The 12,763-nt window shown below is 65.0% G+C and carries 14 protein-coding genes; 11 read left to right on the top strand and 3 right to left on the bottom strand.

From position 1 onward, the window contains the following. Positions 1-59 precede the first annotated feature (59 nt). From ACVI1L_RS37390 to ACVI1L_RS37380, 3 genes are all read left to right on the top strand, one after another. Positions 60-1,391, top strand: a complete 1,332-nt coding sequence (locus tag ACVI1L_RS37390) for a cytochrome-c peroxidase (protein ID WP_456785130.1) — start codon at positions 60-62, stop codon at positions 1,389-1,391. Positions 1,392-1,463: 72 nt separating this feature from the next. After that, a complete protein-coding gene (locus ACVI1L_RS37385) occupies positions 1,464-2,249 on the top strand; it encodes an aldo/keto reductase (RefSeq protein ID WP_076834545.1) in 786 nt (261 codons plus the stop codon). Positions 2,250-2,455: 206 nt separating this feature from the next. Beyond that, entirely contained in the window at positions 2,456-3,358 is a 903-nt protein-coding gene (locus tag ACVI1L_RS37380) for a hypothetical protein (RefSeq protein WP_253590019.1), read from the top strand. A 193-nt stretch (positions 3,359-3,551) separates the two neighbouring features. Here the strand turns inward: ACVI1L_RS37380 and ACVI1L_RS37375 are convergent, their stop codons facing one another. Further along, positions 3,552-4,229 carry a DUF599 domain-containing protein gene (locus tag ACVI1L_RS37375; RefSeq protein WP_076834541.1) on the bottom strand — a complete coding sequence of 226 codons (678 nt, stop codon included), beginning with the start codon at positions 4,227-4,229 and terminating at the stop codon, positions 3,552-3,554. A gap of 119 nt (positions 4,230-4,348) precedes the next feature. On the opposite strand from ACVI1L_RS37375, the gene ACVI1L_RS37370 reads away from it, so the two are divergent. From ACVI1L_RS37370 to ACVI1L_RS37350, 5 genes are all read left to right on the top strand, one after another. Next, positions 4,349-5,002, top strand: a complete 654-nt coding sequence (locus tag ACVI1L_RS37370) for a glutathione S-transferase family protein (RefSeq protein WP_057020823.1) — start codon at positions 4,349-4,351, stop codon at positions 5,000-5,002. Positions 5,003-5,119: 117 nt separating this feature from the next. Further along, a complete protein-coding gene (locus ACVI1L_RS37365; RefSeq protein ID WP_253590021.1) occupies positions 5,120-5,488 on the top strand; it encodes a YidB family protein in 369 nt (122 codons plus the stop codon). A gap of 218 nt (positions 5,489-5,706) precedes the next feature. After that, entirely contained in the window at positions 5,707-5,910 is a 204-nt protein-coding gene (locus ACVI1L_RS37360) for a hypothetical protein (RefSeq protein WP_018272021.1), read from the top strand. A gap of 153 nt (positions 5,911-6,063) precedes the next feature. After that, positions 6,064-7,011 (top strand): hypothetical protein, encoded by a 948-nt coding sequence (locus tag ACVI1L_RS37355; protein WP_456785129.1) that lies wholly within the window; start codon positions 6,064-6,066, stop codon positions 7,009-7,011. 138 nt (positions 7,012-7,149) lie between these two features. Then, the gene (locus ACVI1L_RS37350) at positions 7,150-7,590 is read left to right on the top strand and encodes a DUF1489 family protein (protein ID WP_028336418.1); all 441 of its coding nucleotides are present in this window, start codon (positions 7,150-7,152) and stop codon (positions 7,588-7,590) included. 43 nt (positions 7,591-7,633) lie between these two features. On the opposite strand, the gene ACVI1L_RS37345 is transcribed toward ACVI1L_RS37350, so the two are convergent. Together ACVI1L_RS37345 and panC are read right to left on the bottom strand one after the other, a co-directional pair. Beyond that, positions 7,634-8,380 carry a hypothetical protein gene (locus ACVI1L_RS37345; RefSeq protein WP_456785128.1) on the bottom strand — a complete coding sequence of 249 codons (747 nt, stop codon included), beginning with the start codon at positions 8,378-8,380 and terminating at the stop codon, positions 7,634-7,636. A gap of 141 nt (positions 8,381-8,521) precedes the next feature. Beyond that, positions 8,522-9,373, bottom strand: a complete 852-nt coding sequence (gene panC, locus ACVI1L_RS37340) for a pantoate--beta-alanine ligase (RefSeq protein WP_028336416.1) — start codon at positions 9,371-9,373, stop codon at positions 8,522-8,524. 272 nt (positions 9,374-9,645) lie between these two features. Between panC and ACVI1L_RS37335 the strand changes: the two genes are divergently transcribed. From ACVI1L_RS37335 to ACVI1L_RS37325, 3 genes are all read left to right on the top strand, one after another. After that, on the top strand, positions 9,646-10,569 hold the full coding sequence (locus ACVI1L_RS37335) for a division plane positioning ATPase MipZ (RefSeq protein ID WP_057020819.1): 924 nt from the start codon (positions 9,646-9,648) through the stop codon (positions 10,567-10,569). A 390-nt stretch (positions 10,570-10,959) separates the two neighbouring features. After that, entirely contained in the window at positions 10,960-11,901 is a 942-nt protein-coding gene (locus ACVI1L_RS37330; protein WP_057020818.1) for an alpha/beta hydrolase, read from the top strand. An 89-nt stretch (positions 11,902-11,990) separates the two neighbouring features. Then, a complete protein-coding gene (locus ACVI1L_RS37325; protein WP_168857453.1) occupies positions 11,991-12,731 on the top strand; it encodes a vWA domain-containing protein in 741 nt (246 codons plus the stop codon). Positions 12,732-12,763 lie beyond the last annotated feature (32 nt).

Genomic DNA, 12,763 nt, shown 5'->3' with positions numbered 1-12,763 from the left:
CTGCTCGCGCGAACTGGTCTCCAGTTCGCGCGAAAACGCTTAACGACACTGGATCTGATATGAATGGCCGCACCTTGTGGCTTCTCGGCGCCGGCCTGCTGTGCATGGCCGGCGCCGTTGCGGCCGTCGAGACGCAGGGACTTCCGGGGACCAATCCGAACCCGGTGCAGCTCAGGCGTCCGCCTGTTGCTCCGCTGTCCGCCATGGCGCAGCTCGGCCAGAAGATTTTTTTCGACGCGTCGCTGTCCTCGTCGGGCGCATTGTCATGCGCGTCCTGTCACAGTCCGGACCACGCCCACGGGCCACCCAATGATGGGCCGGTGATGCTCGGCGGGCCCGCGCAATCCCGGCAAGGGACACGCGCCGTGCCGGGCCTGACCTATCTCGAGCGGCAGCCGAATTTCAGCATCGGGCCGGAAAAGGACGAAGACGACAATGTCGTCGACTTCGCGCAACTGGCCGCGCTCGGCCAGCAGGCTCCGCGCGCCAAGAAGGTCGCGACCGGGACGGCCGCGTCGGCGGTCAACATCGTGCCGCAGGGCGGACTGTTCTGGGACGGCCGCGCCGATACGCTGCAGGACCAGGCGATCTTCCCGCTGCTTGATCCCAACGAGATGGACGGCGGCAGCATCGAAATCGTGGCGCAGAAGCTGCGCCAGGCGAGCTACGCGCCGCGCTTCGCCGAGCTGTTCGGCGCCGGTGTCTTCGACAATACGCGGCTGCTGGTCGCGGAGGCGATGTTTGCCGTCGCGCGCTATCAGGTTGAGGAGCCGAGCTTCCATCCCTACACCAGCAAGTTCGACTACTGGCTGGAGGGCAGGGCGCGATTGAACGAGAGCGAATTGCGCGGCCTGCAATTGTTCAACGATCCGGACAAGGCCAATTGCGGCGGCTGCCATACGTCGCAGCCGACCCGGGACGGTCTGCCGCCGCTGTTCACCGATCACCAATATGAGGCGCTCGGTGCGCCGCGCAACGCCGCGCTCGCCGGCAACCGCGATCCCGACCATTTCGATCTCGGGGTCTGCGGTCCGTACCGCACCGACATTGCCGAGCAGACGCAATATTGCGGGATGTTTCTGACGCCGACCTTGCGCAACGCGGCAACGCGTCGCGTGTTCTTCCACAACGGCGTCTTCACCAGCCTCGAGCAGGTGCTCGACTTCTATAACTTCCGCGATACCAATCCGGAGAAGGTCTTTCCGCGCGGCGCCGACGGCACGGTGCGCAAGTACGATGACCTGCCGGAAAAATATCACGGCAATGTCGACGTCAGCGATCCGCCGTTCGAGCGCCATCTCGGCGACACGCCGGCGATGACGGCGCAGGACGAGGCCGACATTATCGCCTTCCTGAAGACGCTAACCGACGGCTACCAGCCGGAGCGGTGAGACGTCGCGACGTTCCATCGCGGAACCGAACCGCGAGTTGGCAGGGCTTCGTCATGCGCGCATAATGGGCCCATGAATGTCGTCGAAGGCAACGGTGCCAGAATCCCGGCAATCGGGCTCGGCACATGGGAGCTGCGCGGGCGGACCTGCGCACGCATCGTCGAGCAGGCGTTGCGGCTCGGCTATCGCCACATCGACACCGCCCAGATCTATGACAATGAGCGCGAAGTCGGCGAGGGGCTGCGTGCCTCCGGCATCAAGCGCGACGACGTGTTCGTCACCACCAAGGTCTGGACCACGCATTTCATGGCCAAGGATCTCGAGCGGTCGGCGAAGGAGAGCCTGGCGCGGCTGCGCCTGACCGAGGTCGATCTGTTGCTGCTGCACTGGCCCAATGCACAGGTGCCGCTTGCCGAGACGCTCGGCGCGCTGGCGCGGGTCAGGCAGGCGGGCCTGGCGCGGCATATCGGCGTCTCCAACTTCAAAGTGGCGCTGATCAAGGAGGCGGTGGCGGCATGTCCCGAACCGCTCGCCTGCGACCAGGTCGAGTACCATCCTTATCTCGACCAGGCCGATGTGATCGAGGCCTGTCGACGCCGCGGCATGGCGTTCGTTGCCTACAGCCCGATCGCAAAAGGGCGGGTCAAGGGCGACCGCGCGCTCGCGCGGATCGGCGACCGCTATCGCAAGAGCGCTGCCCAGGTCTGCCTGCGCTGGCTGGTGCAGCAGAATGTCTCCGCGATCCCGCGCACCTCGAAGCTCGAACGCCTTCAGGAGAACATCGACATCTTCGATTTCGAGCTGTCCGTTGACGACATGCGCGAGATCTCGGCGATCGGGAGCGCTGACGCACGGTGACGGGCCCCGCGACGCATGGGCTCTTTGCCTGAGCATCAAGTCTTGGAAAGCATCAAGTTTTGGAAAAATGGCTGGGTCCTGATCCGGATCATGCTAATGCGCCGCTGGCCGATTGCAGCTTTGGACCGAATGGGGATTGAGGCAGGCGGGTTCCGGCCGGTATTGTGGCCGGGCGGGAAGAGACGTCACTGATGTGATCGAGTGGGATGAAGTTTCGGCCAAACGCGGATCTGATGGCGTCGGTGTTCGTGCACCTGATGCTGCTCGCGCTGATTTTCCTTTATTCGGAGGTCCATCAATTCGATCCCGTCGCCGCTGACACGGTGCCGGTCGAGATCGTGACGCCGCAGGAAGTCGCCAAGTCCGAGGTCGAGACCAAGCCCGAACCGGCACCGAGCCCGTCGCCGACGCCCGAGTTGCAGTTGCCGTCGCTCGACAAGACGGTGGATTCAGCCCAGCCCGAACCATCGGCGCAGGCGCCTGCGCCGCAGCAGAACGCACCACAGCAGCCGCCGCAGAAGCAGGCGACGCCGACGCCCAAGCCCAGCCCGGCGCCGCAGCGTGCCGCGGCCGAGCCGCCGCCCGCGCCGGCACAGCAAACGCCACCGATGCCCCAGCCAACGGCGCAGCAACAGGCGGCAGCGTCGCCGCCTGCCTATGCGCAGCCCGAGCCCGATCTTTCGGTCAAATACAACGTCATGCTCGGCCTGCCGCCCGATATCTCCGTGAAGCCGCCAGCCAGCGCGCCGTCCGGCCCCGGACCCGGCAAGGATAATTTCGACGCGGCCGCCACCGAGCAGGCCGATGTCGGCTCGAGCGTGGTCGCCGAATTCCGCCGTCATCTGAAGACCTGCCTGAAGCTCCCGCCGACGCTGAAGACGGGCGATGACGTGAAGATCAAGCTCAGGGTGTTCATGAAGCCTGACGGCAGGCTCGCCGCGTCACCCTTGCTGATCGAAGCCACCGCCTCGGAAAAGGGGCCGCTGTTGCTGAAGAGCGCGACCGATGCGCTGCAGGCCTGCCAGCCCTATGCGATGCTGCCGCGGGATCGCTACGGCGAATGGAAGGTGCTCGACCTCGATTTCAGCCCGCGCGATTTCGCGTCGTAGACCAGGGACGAGCGGCGCACTCGGCCTCGCCCCGCGTGCGGGGAGAGGCCGGATTGCATCGCCAGATGCAATCCGGGTGAGGGGGAGTCTCCGCGAACGCGTCTCTCTCCGTCGATGCGGAAACAGCCCCTCACCCCAACCCTCTCCCCGTAAGAACGGGGAGAGGGAGCGCAGCACGGCCTCGACCGTCGCGTCAGCTTCCCATCGCCTGCCAGGCATTCGAGGCGAACTGCCGGCGCCAGATCACGATCACGACCGCGGCTGTCGTGACGAACAGCACCCAGGGGCTGACGAACCAGCCGAGATAGCCGAGCGCGAAGAAAAACGCGCGCTGGCCGCGGTTGAAGTGCCGGCCTGCGGTCTCGAACAGCCGCGTGGTGCGGATCACATGGGCCTCGGCCTCCGGCGTGTCGCGCTGGTCGGCCGGCGGCATCGCGCCGAACAGGATCGCCACATAGTTGAACAGGCGATAGGCCCAGGCGAATTTGAAGAAGGTGTAGATGAAGATCAGGATCAGCCCGATGCACTTGACCTCCCACAAAGCGGGCGAGGGCGTGAGGTTGACCGGCAGGGCGCCGAGCACGGCGAGCGCGTCATTGGTGGCGCGCAATAGCGCCAGCCCGCCGCCGATCGCGATCAGACTGGTGGAGGCAAAGAACGCGGTGCCGTTCTGCAAGCTGGCCATGATCTGCATGTCGACCATCCGTGCGTCGCGGTTGAGCAGATTCCGCACCCAGATCTCGCGATAGACATGCATCCGCGCCGATAGGCTGTCGCGCCCATACGCGGTGTGCTCCAGCGTGATGGCGTAGACCAGCCATTCCAGCGCAAAGAAGCCGACGGCCAGGATGTCGGTCCAATAGCCGGTCATGTTGCCTTCCTTCGTGAGCGCGCGGCTGACTGTCCGCGCCGGGCCGCATCCGCGTCATGTACAGGTTGAACGCGTGCAATGCACTATGGCAAACTACCGAGGCAACAGGATTCCCGGACATGCTCAAGCTCGTCATCGGCAACAAGAACTATTCGTCATGGTCGATGCGGCCCTGGCTGGCGTTGCGCGCCAACAACATCCCGTTCGAAGAGGTCTTCATTCCGCTCTACACGGACCAGGCCGACAAGGACCGCATCCTATCTTTCAGCAAGGCCGGCAAGGTGCCGACGCTGATCGATGGCGACGTCACGGTGTGGGATTCGCTGGCGATCATCGAATATCTCGCCGAGAGATTTCCCGAGGCGAAGCTCTGGCCTGCGGATCGTGCCGCGCGCGCGCATGCCCGCGCGATCTCGGCGGAGATGCATTCCGGCTTCATGCCGCTGCGCAACGAATGCGGCATGAACCTGCACCGGCCGATCCGCGCTGTCGCGCTGTCGGATGATGCGCGCGCCAACGTGGCGCGGATCCAGCAGATCTGGGCCGAGTGCCATGCGCGCTACGGCAAGCAGGGTCCGTTCCTGTTCGGCGCATTCTCTGCCGCCGATGCGATGTACGCGCCCGTGGTGCATCGCTTCCGCACCTACGCGATCCCGGTGAAGGCCGAAGCGCAGCACTATGTCGATGCCATGATGCAGCTTCCGGCGTTCCAGGAATGGACCAGCGACGGCGTTGCCGAGACGCTGCGGATCGCCCGATTCGAGGATGTCTGACGGTTGCTGCGCTTCCGAATTGTGACAGCGCTCGCAAAGATCGCGGCTTGACGCCGCGGGGCCGAAGGCGTCGAATCCGGAAAGGCTGGTTTTGCAAGTCGTGAAAGGACTTAGACCATGGGCATTCTCGATTCCCTGGAGAATTCGCCGGAGCTGAAAGGCATGCTTGGCCAGCTTGGCGCGGCGGTGATCCCCGTCGTGCTCGGCGAGGTCCTGGGCAATGGCGGGCAGGGCGGCTTGTCCGCGATCGTCGCCAAGCTCGAGCAGGCCGGGCTTGGCGAGCAGGTCAGATCCTGGATCGGTACCGGTCAGAACCTGCCGATCACAGCTGAGCAGCTCCAGCAGGTGCTCGGCAGCGACACGGTCAAGCAGCTCGCCGCCAGGTTCAACATTCCGGTGGACCAGCTGTCCAAGGTGCTCGCCCAGCAACTTCCGGCTGCGGTCGACGGCGCGAGCCCGGGCGGCAAGCTGCCGCACACCGCTTGAGCCGGTGGAATCAGGGTTCCAACCGGGCTCGGCGGGCAATTTCCGGCTGGCACGTAAATTGCTGCCTATCGCTCTGAAAAACCTGCAAAAATCGCACCTTCGCTATGCCCCAATCTTGCTGGATTTGGGGAGGTGCGATGTGCTAGCTTGCCGCAGGGTTCTCAAAATGCCGGCCTGAGCTATCGGGACTGTCAGCTCAGCCAGCAATCTCTAAGAAAATGGAGAGGGCGTTGAAGCATAAGTACTCGATTGGCGAGACCGTCTATTTCACGGCCAGCAACGTGGCGCGCCCCGCCGCGAGCGGCACCTATCAAGTGATCCGTCTGCTGCCGACCGACGGTGACGATTGCCAGTATCGCATCAAGAGCTCGACCGAAGCTTTCGAACGGGTGGCCAAGGAGAGTCAGCTCGCGCTGTCCTGAAGGAGTTGTGCGCAAGCCGGCGGCTGGAGCGGGTTCCGCGCCGCCGCCGTCAAAAGGCCCTGTTCGCAGATCCATTGTGCTGAAGGTTGGACGTCGGGGTGGCGGCGTTCGCCGCCGCCGATTGTGCTTACGCTGCGTTGAGGGACATCGCGCATGAACTGGGCTTCCTCGCTGGATCAGATCTGGCGCTCACCGACCTTCCCGATGTGGCTGACGCTGGCCGCTGCGGGGTTCTTTGGGATCGTCGTTCTGGTCACGCTGCTGCGTGCGGAAAAATCCGTCGCCAACGGCGCGCTGACCGTGATCACGCTGCTGTCGATCGCGGTTGCGGTCGCCGCGACGATCCGTGGCTTCGGCTCGGGCGGGCAGGCGGTGCCGGGCGAGACACGGACGGCGCAACTGGCCAGCCAGACGGTGCCGGCGCTGGCCTGCGTCGACGACCTCGCCGGAGACGCCGTTCTCAACGCCTGCGAGAAGGTGCTGTTCGGTTCATCGGATACGGCCGCGGCGGCGGTCAGCTACGCGGCGGCGCAGGTCTCGCGCCTGACCGCGCTGGGCGACCTCGCGACCGCCGAGCGCAATTCGACCACCGAGTTGCAGGCGCTGCGCCGCGCCATCGAGCATGACCGCTACGGCCTGGTCGCCTATGCGCTGATGGCGCGCGACCACTGCACGCCGACCGCGTGCCCCGCGTTCCGCTCGCTCGGCGACAACCATCAGATCATCACCAACATGAACGAGCGGACCTACGAGAACCTGATCACGCGCTACGCAGGGTCGTGGAACGCGCCGGCCGGCGCCCAGGCATCGGCTGCCTCCGGCCTGGTCGCGGCGCTGCCGCAGTCGTTGCCCACCGGCAAGCCGACCAATGCGGAGTTTCCGAGCTCAGCGAACACGCCGCCGGTCAGCATCATGACGCCCGAGCCGGCAAAGCCGGCCGCCGCCGCACCAGCGCCGGCCGCGCGCGCCGCCGCGCCGCCCGCCGCAGCCCCGAAGCGTCCGCCGGCGGCGAAGCGCCCGGTCCAGATCGCGCCGGCCCCGGCCGCGCCGGCGTCGCCTCCTGCCGCCGCCAGCGCACCGGCGGCTGCGAACGAGCAATGAGCGTGATGACAGCGGCTTGAGCCGCCGTCGTTGCGCTGTTCCGGCTTCGTTTGGCTCGAAAAGCGCTCTAGTCCCGATATCCACCGCCGCGGAGAGCGCTCCCTTTTCAAAGCGCTCGCCGGCCGCTACATCCGGCGCATGCCGCTTCATCTCATCAAGCTCGCCGTCGGTTGCGACTCCGTCAAGGAACTCAAGGGCTGGGTTGCCGAACGGATGGCGACCGCGAAGAAAAAGGGCCTGCCGCTCCGTCACGTCCACATCACGCGGATGACGCCGAAGCGCGAGGAGGAGATCCTTGCCGGGGGCTCGCTCTATTGGGTGATCCGCGGCGAGATCGCCGCGCGCGAGAAGATCATCGCCATCGAGCCGTTCCGCGACAAGGACGGCATCGGACGCTGCCGGCTGGTGATGCAGCCCAAGGTGATCGCGGTCTCGCCGCGGCCGATGCGGCCGTTCCAGGGCTGGCGCTACCTGACCGCAGACTCCGCGCCGGCCGATCTCACCAAGTCGAGCGCCGCCAGCGTGGCATCGATGCCCGAGCCGATGCGCCGCGAGTTGCGCGACCTCGGCTTGCTGTAAGCAATCGGGTTGCTCTGAGCAATCGAATGGCAGTGATCCGGGATCACTGGGTCACGAGATGCAGCCGAGCCCATTCTGAGGCCGGGACCTCGACATAACGGCCACCCGCCCTGTCGGCGGTGACGTCGAACAGTTCATGGCCGATCCCCATCTCGCTGAGATATCTCCGGAACTGATCGGTGAAGATTGTGGTAAGGCTTTCGCGGTGCTCGGCAGAGACGTTGGGTGCGAGCCGGTCGTAGATCTGCATCCTTGCGGTCAGGATGACGCGGTTGCCGGGCGGCAGGTTACGATGCACGCCGCCCGCAAGCATCAATACACATGCAAGCTCGCAGGGCACACCGGAGAGCTTTTCCTTCGCATCCAGCGGGCCGCCAGGCCGCTTCAGTGCAAAGCATTCCTCCTCGGGTTTTCCGTTGCATGCCTCGACCTCGGTTGCCGCCACCGCCGCATCGATGCCGCGACCGCGCAGGATGCGACCGAGGCTGGCAGCGACGGTGAGGTCGGAGCCCGGTTTGACATTGATCACCACCGGCAGCTTGCGTCCGTTCTGCCGGTCGAGGATCGCCAGCAGGCGCTTGTAGGTGTCCCATTGCACCGCGCCTTCGGCCGCGATCCAGTCCGAGCAGCCGGGGCCGCAGGCATCAGGCGCACCATGCGCGACGTAGAAGATCATGGCGCCGGGCGCCGAATTGACGCCGCCGACCGGCGGCCGGGTCTGTGCCTGCGCCCCAGCCGCGGCCAGCAGCGCGATGCCAAGAACAATGCCTTGCCTGAAGTAATGGTTCATTCCGATCGCCCTTGAAAGGCGCGATCATCCATGCGTCGCGAGCGTGGCGCAAGCACCCGGCCGCACAGATGAGGCCGAGCCCTCATTACAGGCTCGCATCCTCTCTGCGCATGAACCGTTTCACACTTTTCCGGTCCGGTCTCAGACCGCGATATTGTCGATCAGGCGCGTGCTGCCGAGCTTTGCCGCCACCAGCATCCGCATCGGGCCGTCCTTCAGCGAGCCGATCGGCGCCAGGGAGGCGGCGTGGCGCACTTCGAGATAATCGAGCACGAAGCCGGCCCTGGTGATCGCCGCGGCGCCGTCAGCCATTGCGGTCGCGGTATCCTCGCCGGCGCGCAGGCGGCCGGCCGTTTGCTTCATCACCCGGTGAAGCTCAGGGGCGGCGCGCCGTTCCTCCGGCGAGAGGTAGACGTTGCGTGACGACATCGCGAGACCGTCGCGCTCGCGCACCGTTTTGGATCCGATCACCTTGACCCCGAGGTCGAGGTCCGCGGCCATCTGAGTGACGACCCGGAGCTGCTGAAAGTCCTTCTCGCCAAAGATCGCGACGTCGGGCCGGACCTGGGTGAACAGCTTGCCGACCACGGTGGCGACGCCGCCGAAGAAATGCGGCCGGAAGCGATCCTCGAGCCCGGCGGTGGCCGGCCCCTCCGGCACGATCCTGGTGGCGAAGCCGTCCGGGTACATCGCCTTCACCTCGGGATGCCAGATCAGGTCGACGCCCTCGGCGGCGAGCTTGGCGACGTCGGCTTTCCAGGTGCGCGGATAGGAGCCGAAATCTTCGGTCGGCGCGAACTGGGTCGGGTTGACGAAGATCGAGACGACGACCCGCTTGGCGCGGCGCTTGGCGAGCCGCACCAGCGACACATGGCCGTCATGGAGCGCTCCCATGGTTGGGACCAGCGCGACGGTTGCCTTCTTGGCGCGCAGCGTGTCGACGGCGCGACGAAGGGCGGGGACGGTACGGACGACGGTGGGATTTCTCGGCATCTGGTCTCGGCTCGTGGGGCAATCCGGGTGGGAACGAATCTGGGCGGGACGGGTTGGCGTTCGGCAGGTCACGCAGCTTACCAAGTCCGAACCACGATCGGCAAACCGGCCGATAAGCCTTACACGATCTCGAACGTGCGCGGATCAAAGCCGCCGATCGACGCAGCAGTCTTGCTTGATCGATTCATCAGCACGGCAATCGATTTCCTGTCGCTGCATTTCACTTGACCGCAGCGGCGCTCGCTTTGAAGATCATTGCGGGGATTTGAATCATGTTGGTGCAGGCTCGTCAGGGTCAATCCGGCTCCGCACATGTCATCGTGCTGGGCAACGAGAAGGGTGGATCGGGAAAGTCGACCACCGCCCTGCATATCGCCGTCGCGCTGCTGAAGGCCGGGCAACGCGTCGCCAGCATCGATCTCGACTGCCGCCAGCAGAGCTTCACCCGCTACATCAGCAATCGCCAGGCCTGGGCGCGACGCACCGGGCTCGACCTCGAGCTCCCGGCACACCACTGCATCAAGTACGGCGAGACGATGCAGATCGAGGAGAACGAGAACGCGGAATTCCAGCAGTTCATGGCCGCTGTGAGCGCGGTGGAACGCGCCTGTGATTTCATCGTCATCGATACCCCGGGCGCGGACAGCTACCTGATGCGGCTCGCGCATTCGATGGCCGACACTTTGGTAACCCCGATCAACGACAGCTTCCTCGATTTCGACGTGCTCGGCACCGTCGATCCCGCGACTTACGCGGTGACCGGCGAGAGCCATTATGCGGAGATGGTGCGCGACACCAGACGCAAGCGCCGCCAGCTCGATGGCGCCTCGACCGACTGGATCGTGGTGCGCAACCGGCTGTCGATGCTCGGCTCGCGCAACAAGCAGCTGGTGGCCGACGGCTTGAAACAGCTCTCGCTGCGGCTCGGGTTCCGTGCGGTCGACGGCTTTGCCGAGCGGGTGGTCTATCGCGAATTCTTCCCGCGCGGGCTGACGGCGCTCGACGACATCGACGAGGCGACGCTCGGCACCCGCCCGAGCCTCGGTCACGTCACCGCCCGCGAGGAGGTGATGAGCCTGCTGCGCCAGCTCAAGCTGCCGCTCGACGAGCGCGGCCGCCGCAGGGCCGCCAACCGGGCCGAATGGTTCAGCCAGGTCGACAAGCCGCTGGAAGTCGACGACATCATCGGCAGCTAGACCGCCGGGCACTCCTTCTGGCAGGTTCCAGGGCGTCGGGCGTCCAGGAAGTGACTATCGTCACTTCCTGGCCCGTCCAGAAGCACGGTAGTCTTGCGGGGTTTTCGGCCACTCCGTCGCCAATATGCCGGAACAAAGCTGGCCAGATCCGGTTTTCCCAAGCCAGCCGCGTTTCCGCTCCCCGTCGGTTGGTCTTGAGGTATTATCGTGCCGCAGAGCCATGGCGCCAGAAGCGAATGCACAAAGGTTGTGTGCACCGCACAATGAACGTGCTGCGAAGTCCCAACTTTTAGACTTCCTGTCACAGCGCTGTGACATATATTCTCAAAAGGAGGCCGAAGAGTCTCCGGCCAAGAATAGCCCTGAAAAGGCGGGCACCTCGAGGACGTCATGAAGCGTGGAATTCTCGTTCTGCTTTCTCTCTCCGTGGTGATCACGGCGGCCTATTTCACCGCGAGCAAGTGGGCGATCCGTCATGAAACTCTCATGTTCAAGGACCCGACGCGCGATGAGCGGCCGGTCGCGGTCGACGTTGCCGTGCGCTTCGACAAGGAGATGCAGGCCGACGCTGGCATGATCACGCTGCCGGTTGCGATCCTCAATCATGGCAATACCGTCAAATTCACCGAATATTCCTTCCTCGCGAACGTGTTCGCGGCGCGCGGCTATCTGACCATCAGCATTCAGAACGACCTGCCGTCGGACGGGCCGATGGTGACCAAGGTCGGTGAGCTCTATGTCGGCCGCCTGCCGCAGTACCAGCGCGGCATCACCAACATCAAGTTCGCGATCGAGGAGATGAAGAAGCGCAAGCCGAACGCGGACTACAGCAAGCTGACGATGGTCGGCCATTCCAATGGCGGCGATATCGCGATGTATTTCGCCAAGCAATATCCGGACGAGATCAAGAAGGTGGTGACGCTGGACAATCTGCGCGTGCCGTTCATGACCGACGGCAAGTTCAAGATCCTGTCGTTCCGTTCGCATGACTCGCAGTTCAAGCCGGATCCGGGCGTCGTTCCCGATGCCGACGAATGCGAGAAGGCCGGCATCACCGTGGTGAACACCAACTTCCAGCACAACGACATGCGTGACACCGGGCCCGAGAAGGCCAAGGACTCGATCCAGGCCATGCTCGATAAATTCCTCGCCGATACCGACAGCGCTGTCGCGCCGGTCGACACCAGGAATGCGCCGCCGAAGATTCTGGAGCCCGGTCCCGTCTCGCTTTACGTGCCGGTCGAGAAACCTCAGACCTTGACCGATAAGCTCAAGAAGTCGCTCTCGCTGACCAAGACCGAGACGAAGAAGGATCCGTCGGTCACGAATTGACCGGGCGGCTCGCGGTCCAGGCTGGCCTCTCACGTTGACCAATCCACTGCCGCGGCCCACATAGTGTTTGCTGTACGAGGCAAGCGCTGATGGCCGGCAAGACGATCAAACCGACATCCGGAAGCGATGTACGCCCGGCCCATGCGCCTGGCGTGCCGGCATCCAGCGCGAACGACATCGCGGCATTCGTCGCCAAGGCGCGGGCGATGTCGCCGCATCGCGCCGGCGCCCACGGCAGGCTGGTGTTCGCGCTCGACGCCACGATGAGCCGGCAGCCGACATGGGACATGGCGTGCACGCTGCAGGCGGACATGTTCCGCGAGGCCGGCGCGCTCGGCAGTCTCGATATCCGCCTCGTCTATTATCGCGGCTTCAATGAATGCCGTGCGTCGGGCTGGATCTCCGACAGCGCGCAGCTCGCGCGGCTGATGAGCAAGATCGATTGCCAGGGCGGCAACACCCAGATCGGCAAGGTGCTGTCCGAGACGCGTCGCGAAGCGGTCGAGGCAGGGGTGCGCGCCTTGGTGTTCGTCGGCGACGCGATGGAGGAGAGCGCCGACGATCTCTGCGCCAAAGCCGGTGAGCTCGGCCTGCTCAAGGTGCCGGTCTTCATGTTCCAGGAGGGCAGGGATGCGACCGCCGAGCAAACGTTTCGCGAGATCGCGCGACTGACCGGCGGCGCCTGGTGCAGGTTCGATCCCGGCGCGGCCGCCCAGCTCCGCGAATTGCTGCGTGCCGCCGCAGCCTATGCCGCCGGCGGCCGCGAGGCGCTGCTGCAACTGGCGAAGACGACGAGCGGCGCGGCGAAGCTGATCGGCCAGATGAAATAGCGCCGCATCGCGTCAGGCTCCGCCTGATGCCG

It is taken from the genome of Bradyrhizobium sp. USDA 4516 (assembly GCF_054055915.1).
This window is presented reverse-complemented; position numbering and strand designations above follow the sequence as displayed.

What these genes read in the sequence shown, in the direction of transcription:
- ACVI1L_RS37390 (WP_456785130.1), top strand. Translation starts at nt 60, where the DNA reads ATGAATGGCCGCACCTTGTGGCTTCTCGGCGCCGGCCTGCTGTGCATG.
- ACVI1L_RS37385 (WP_076834545.1), top strand. Translation starts at nt 1,464, where the DNA reads ATGAATGTCGTCGAAGGCAACGGTGCCAGAATCCCGGCAATCGGGCTC.
- ACVI1L_RS37380 (WP_253590019.1), top strand. Translation starts at nt 2,456, where the DNA reads ATGAAGTTTCGGCCAAACGCGGATCTGATGGCGTCGGTGTTCGTGCAC.
- ACVI1L_RS37375 (WP_076834541.1), bottom strand. Translation starts at nt 4,229, where the DNA reads ATGACCGGCTATTGGACCGACATCCTGGCCGTCGGCTTCTTTGCGCTG.
- ACVI1L_RS37370 (WP_057020823.1), top strand. Translation starts at nt 4,349, where the DNA reads ATGCTCAAGCTCGTCATCGGCAACAAGAACTATTCGTCATGGTCGATG.
- ACVI1L_RS37365 (WP_253590021.1), top strand. Translation starts at nt 5,120, where the DNA reads ATGGGCATTCTCGATTCCCTGGAGAATTCGCCGGAGCTGAAAGGCATG.
- ACVI1L_RS37360 (WP_018272021.1), top strand. Translation starts at nt 5,707, where the DNA reads ATGGAGAGGGCGTTGAAGCATAAGTACTCGATTGGCGAGACCGTCTAT.
- ACVI1L_RS37355 (WP_456785129.1), top strand. Translation starts at nt 6,064, where the DNA reads ATGAACTGGGCTTCCTCGCTGGATCAGATCTGGCGCTCACCGACCTTC.
- ACVI1L_RS37350 (WP_028336418.1), top strand. Translation starts at nt 7,150, where the DNA reads ATGCCGCTTCATCTCATCAAGCTCGCCGTCGGTTGCGACTCCGTCAAG.
- ACVI1L_RS37345 (WP_456785128.1), bottom strand. Translation starts at nt 8,380, where the DNA reads ATGAACCATTACTTCAGGCAAGGCATTGTTCTTGGCATCGCGCTGCTG.
- panC (WP_028336416.1), bottom strand. Translation starts at nt 9,373, where the DNA reads ATGCCGAGAAATCCCACCGTCGTCCGTACCGTCCCCGCCCTTCGTCGC.
- ACVI1L_RS37335 (WP_057020819.1), top strand. Translation starts at nt 9,646, where the DNA reads ATGTTGGTGCAGGCTCGTCAGGGTCAATCCGGCTCCGCACATGTCATC.
- ACVI1L_RS37330 (WP_057020818.1), top strand. Translation starts at nt 10,960, where the DNA reads ATGAAGCGTGGAATTCTCGTTCTGCTTTCTCTCTCCGTGGTGATCACG.
- ACVI1L_RS37325 (WP_168857453.1), top strand. Translation starts at nt 11,991, where the DNA reads ATGGCCGGCAAGACGATCAAACCGACATCCGGAAGCGATGTACGCCCG.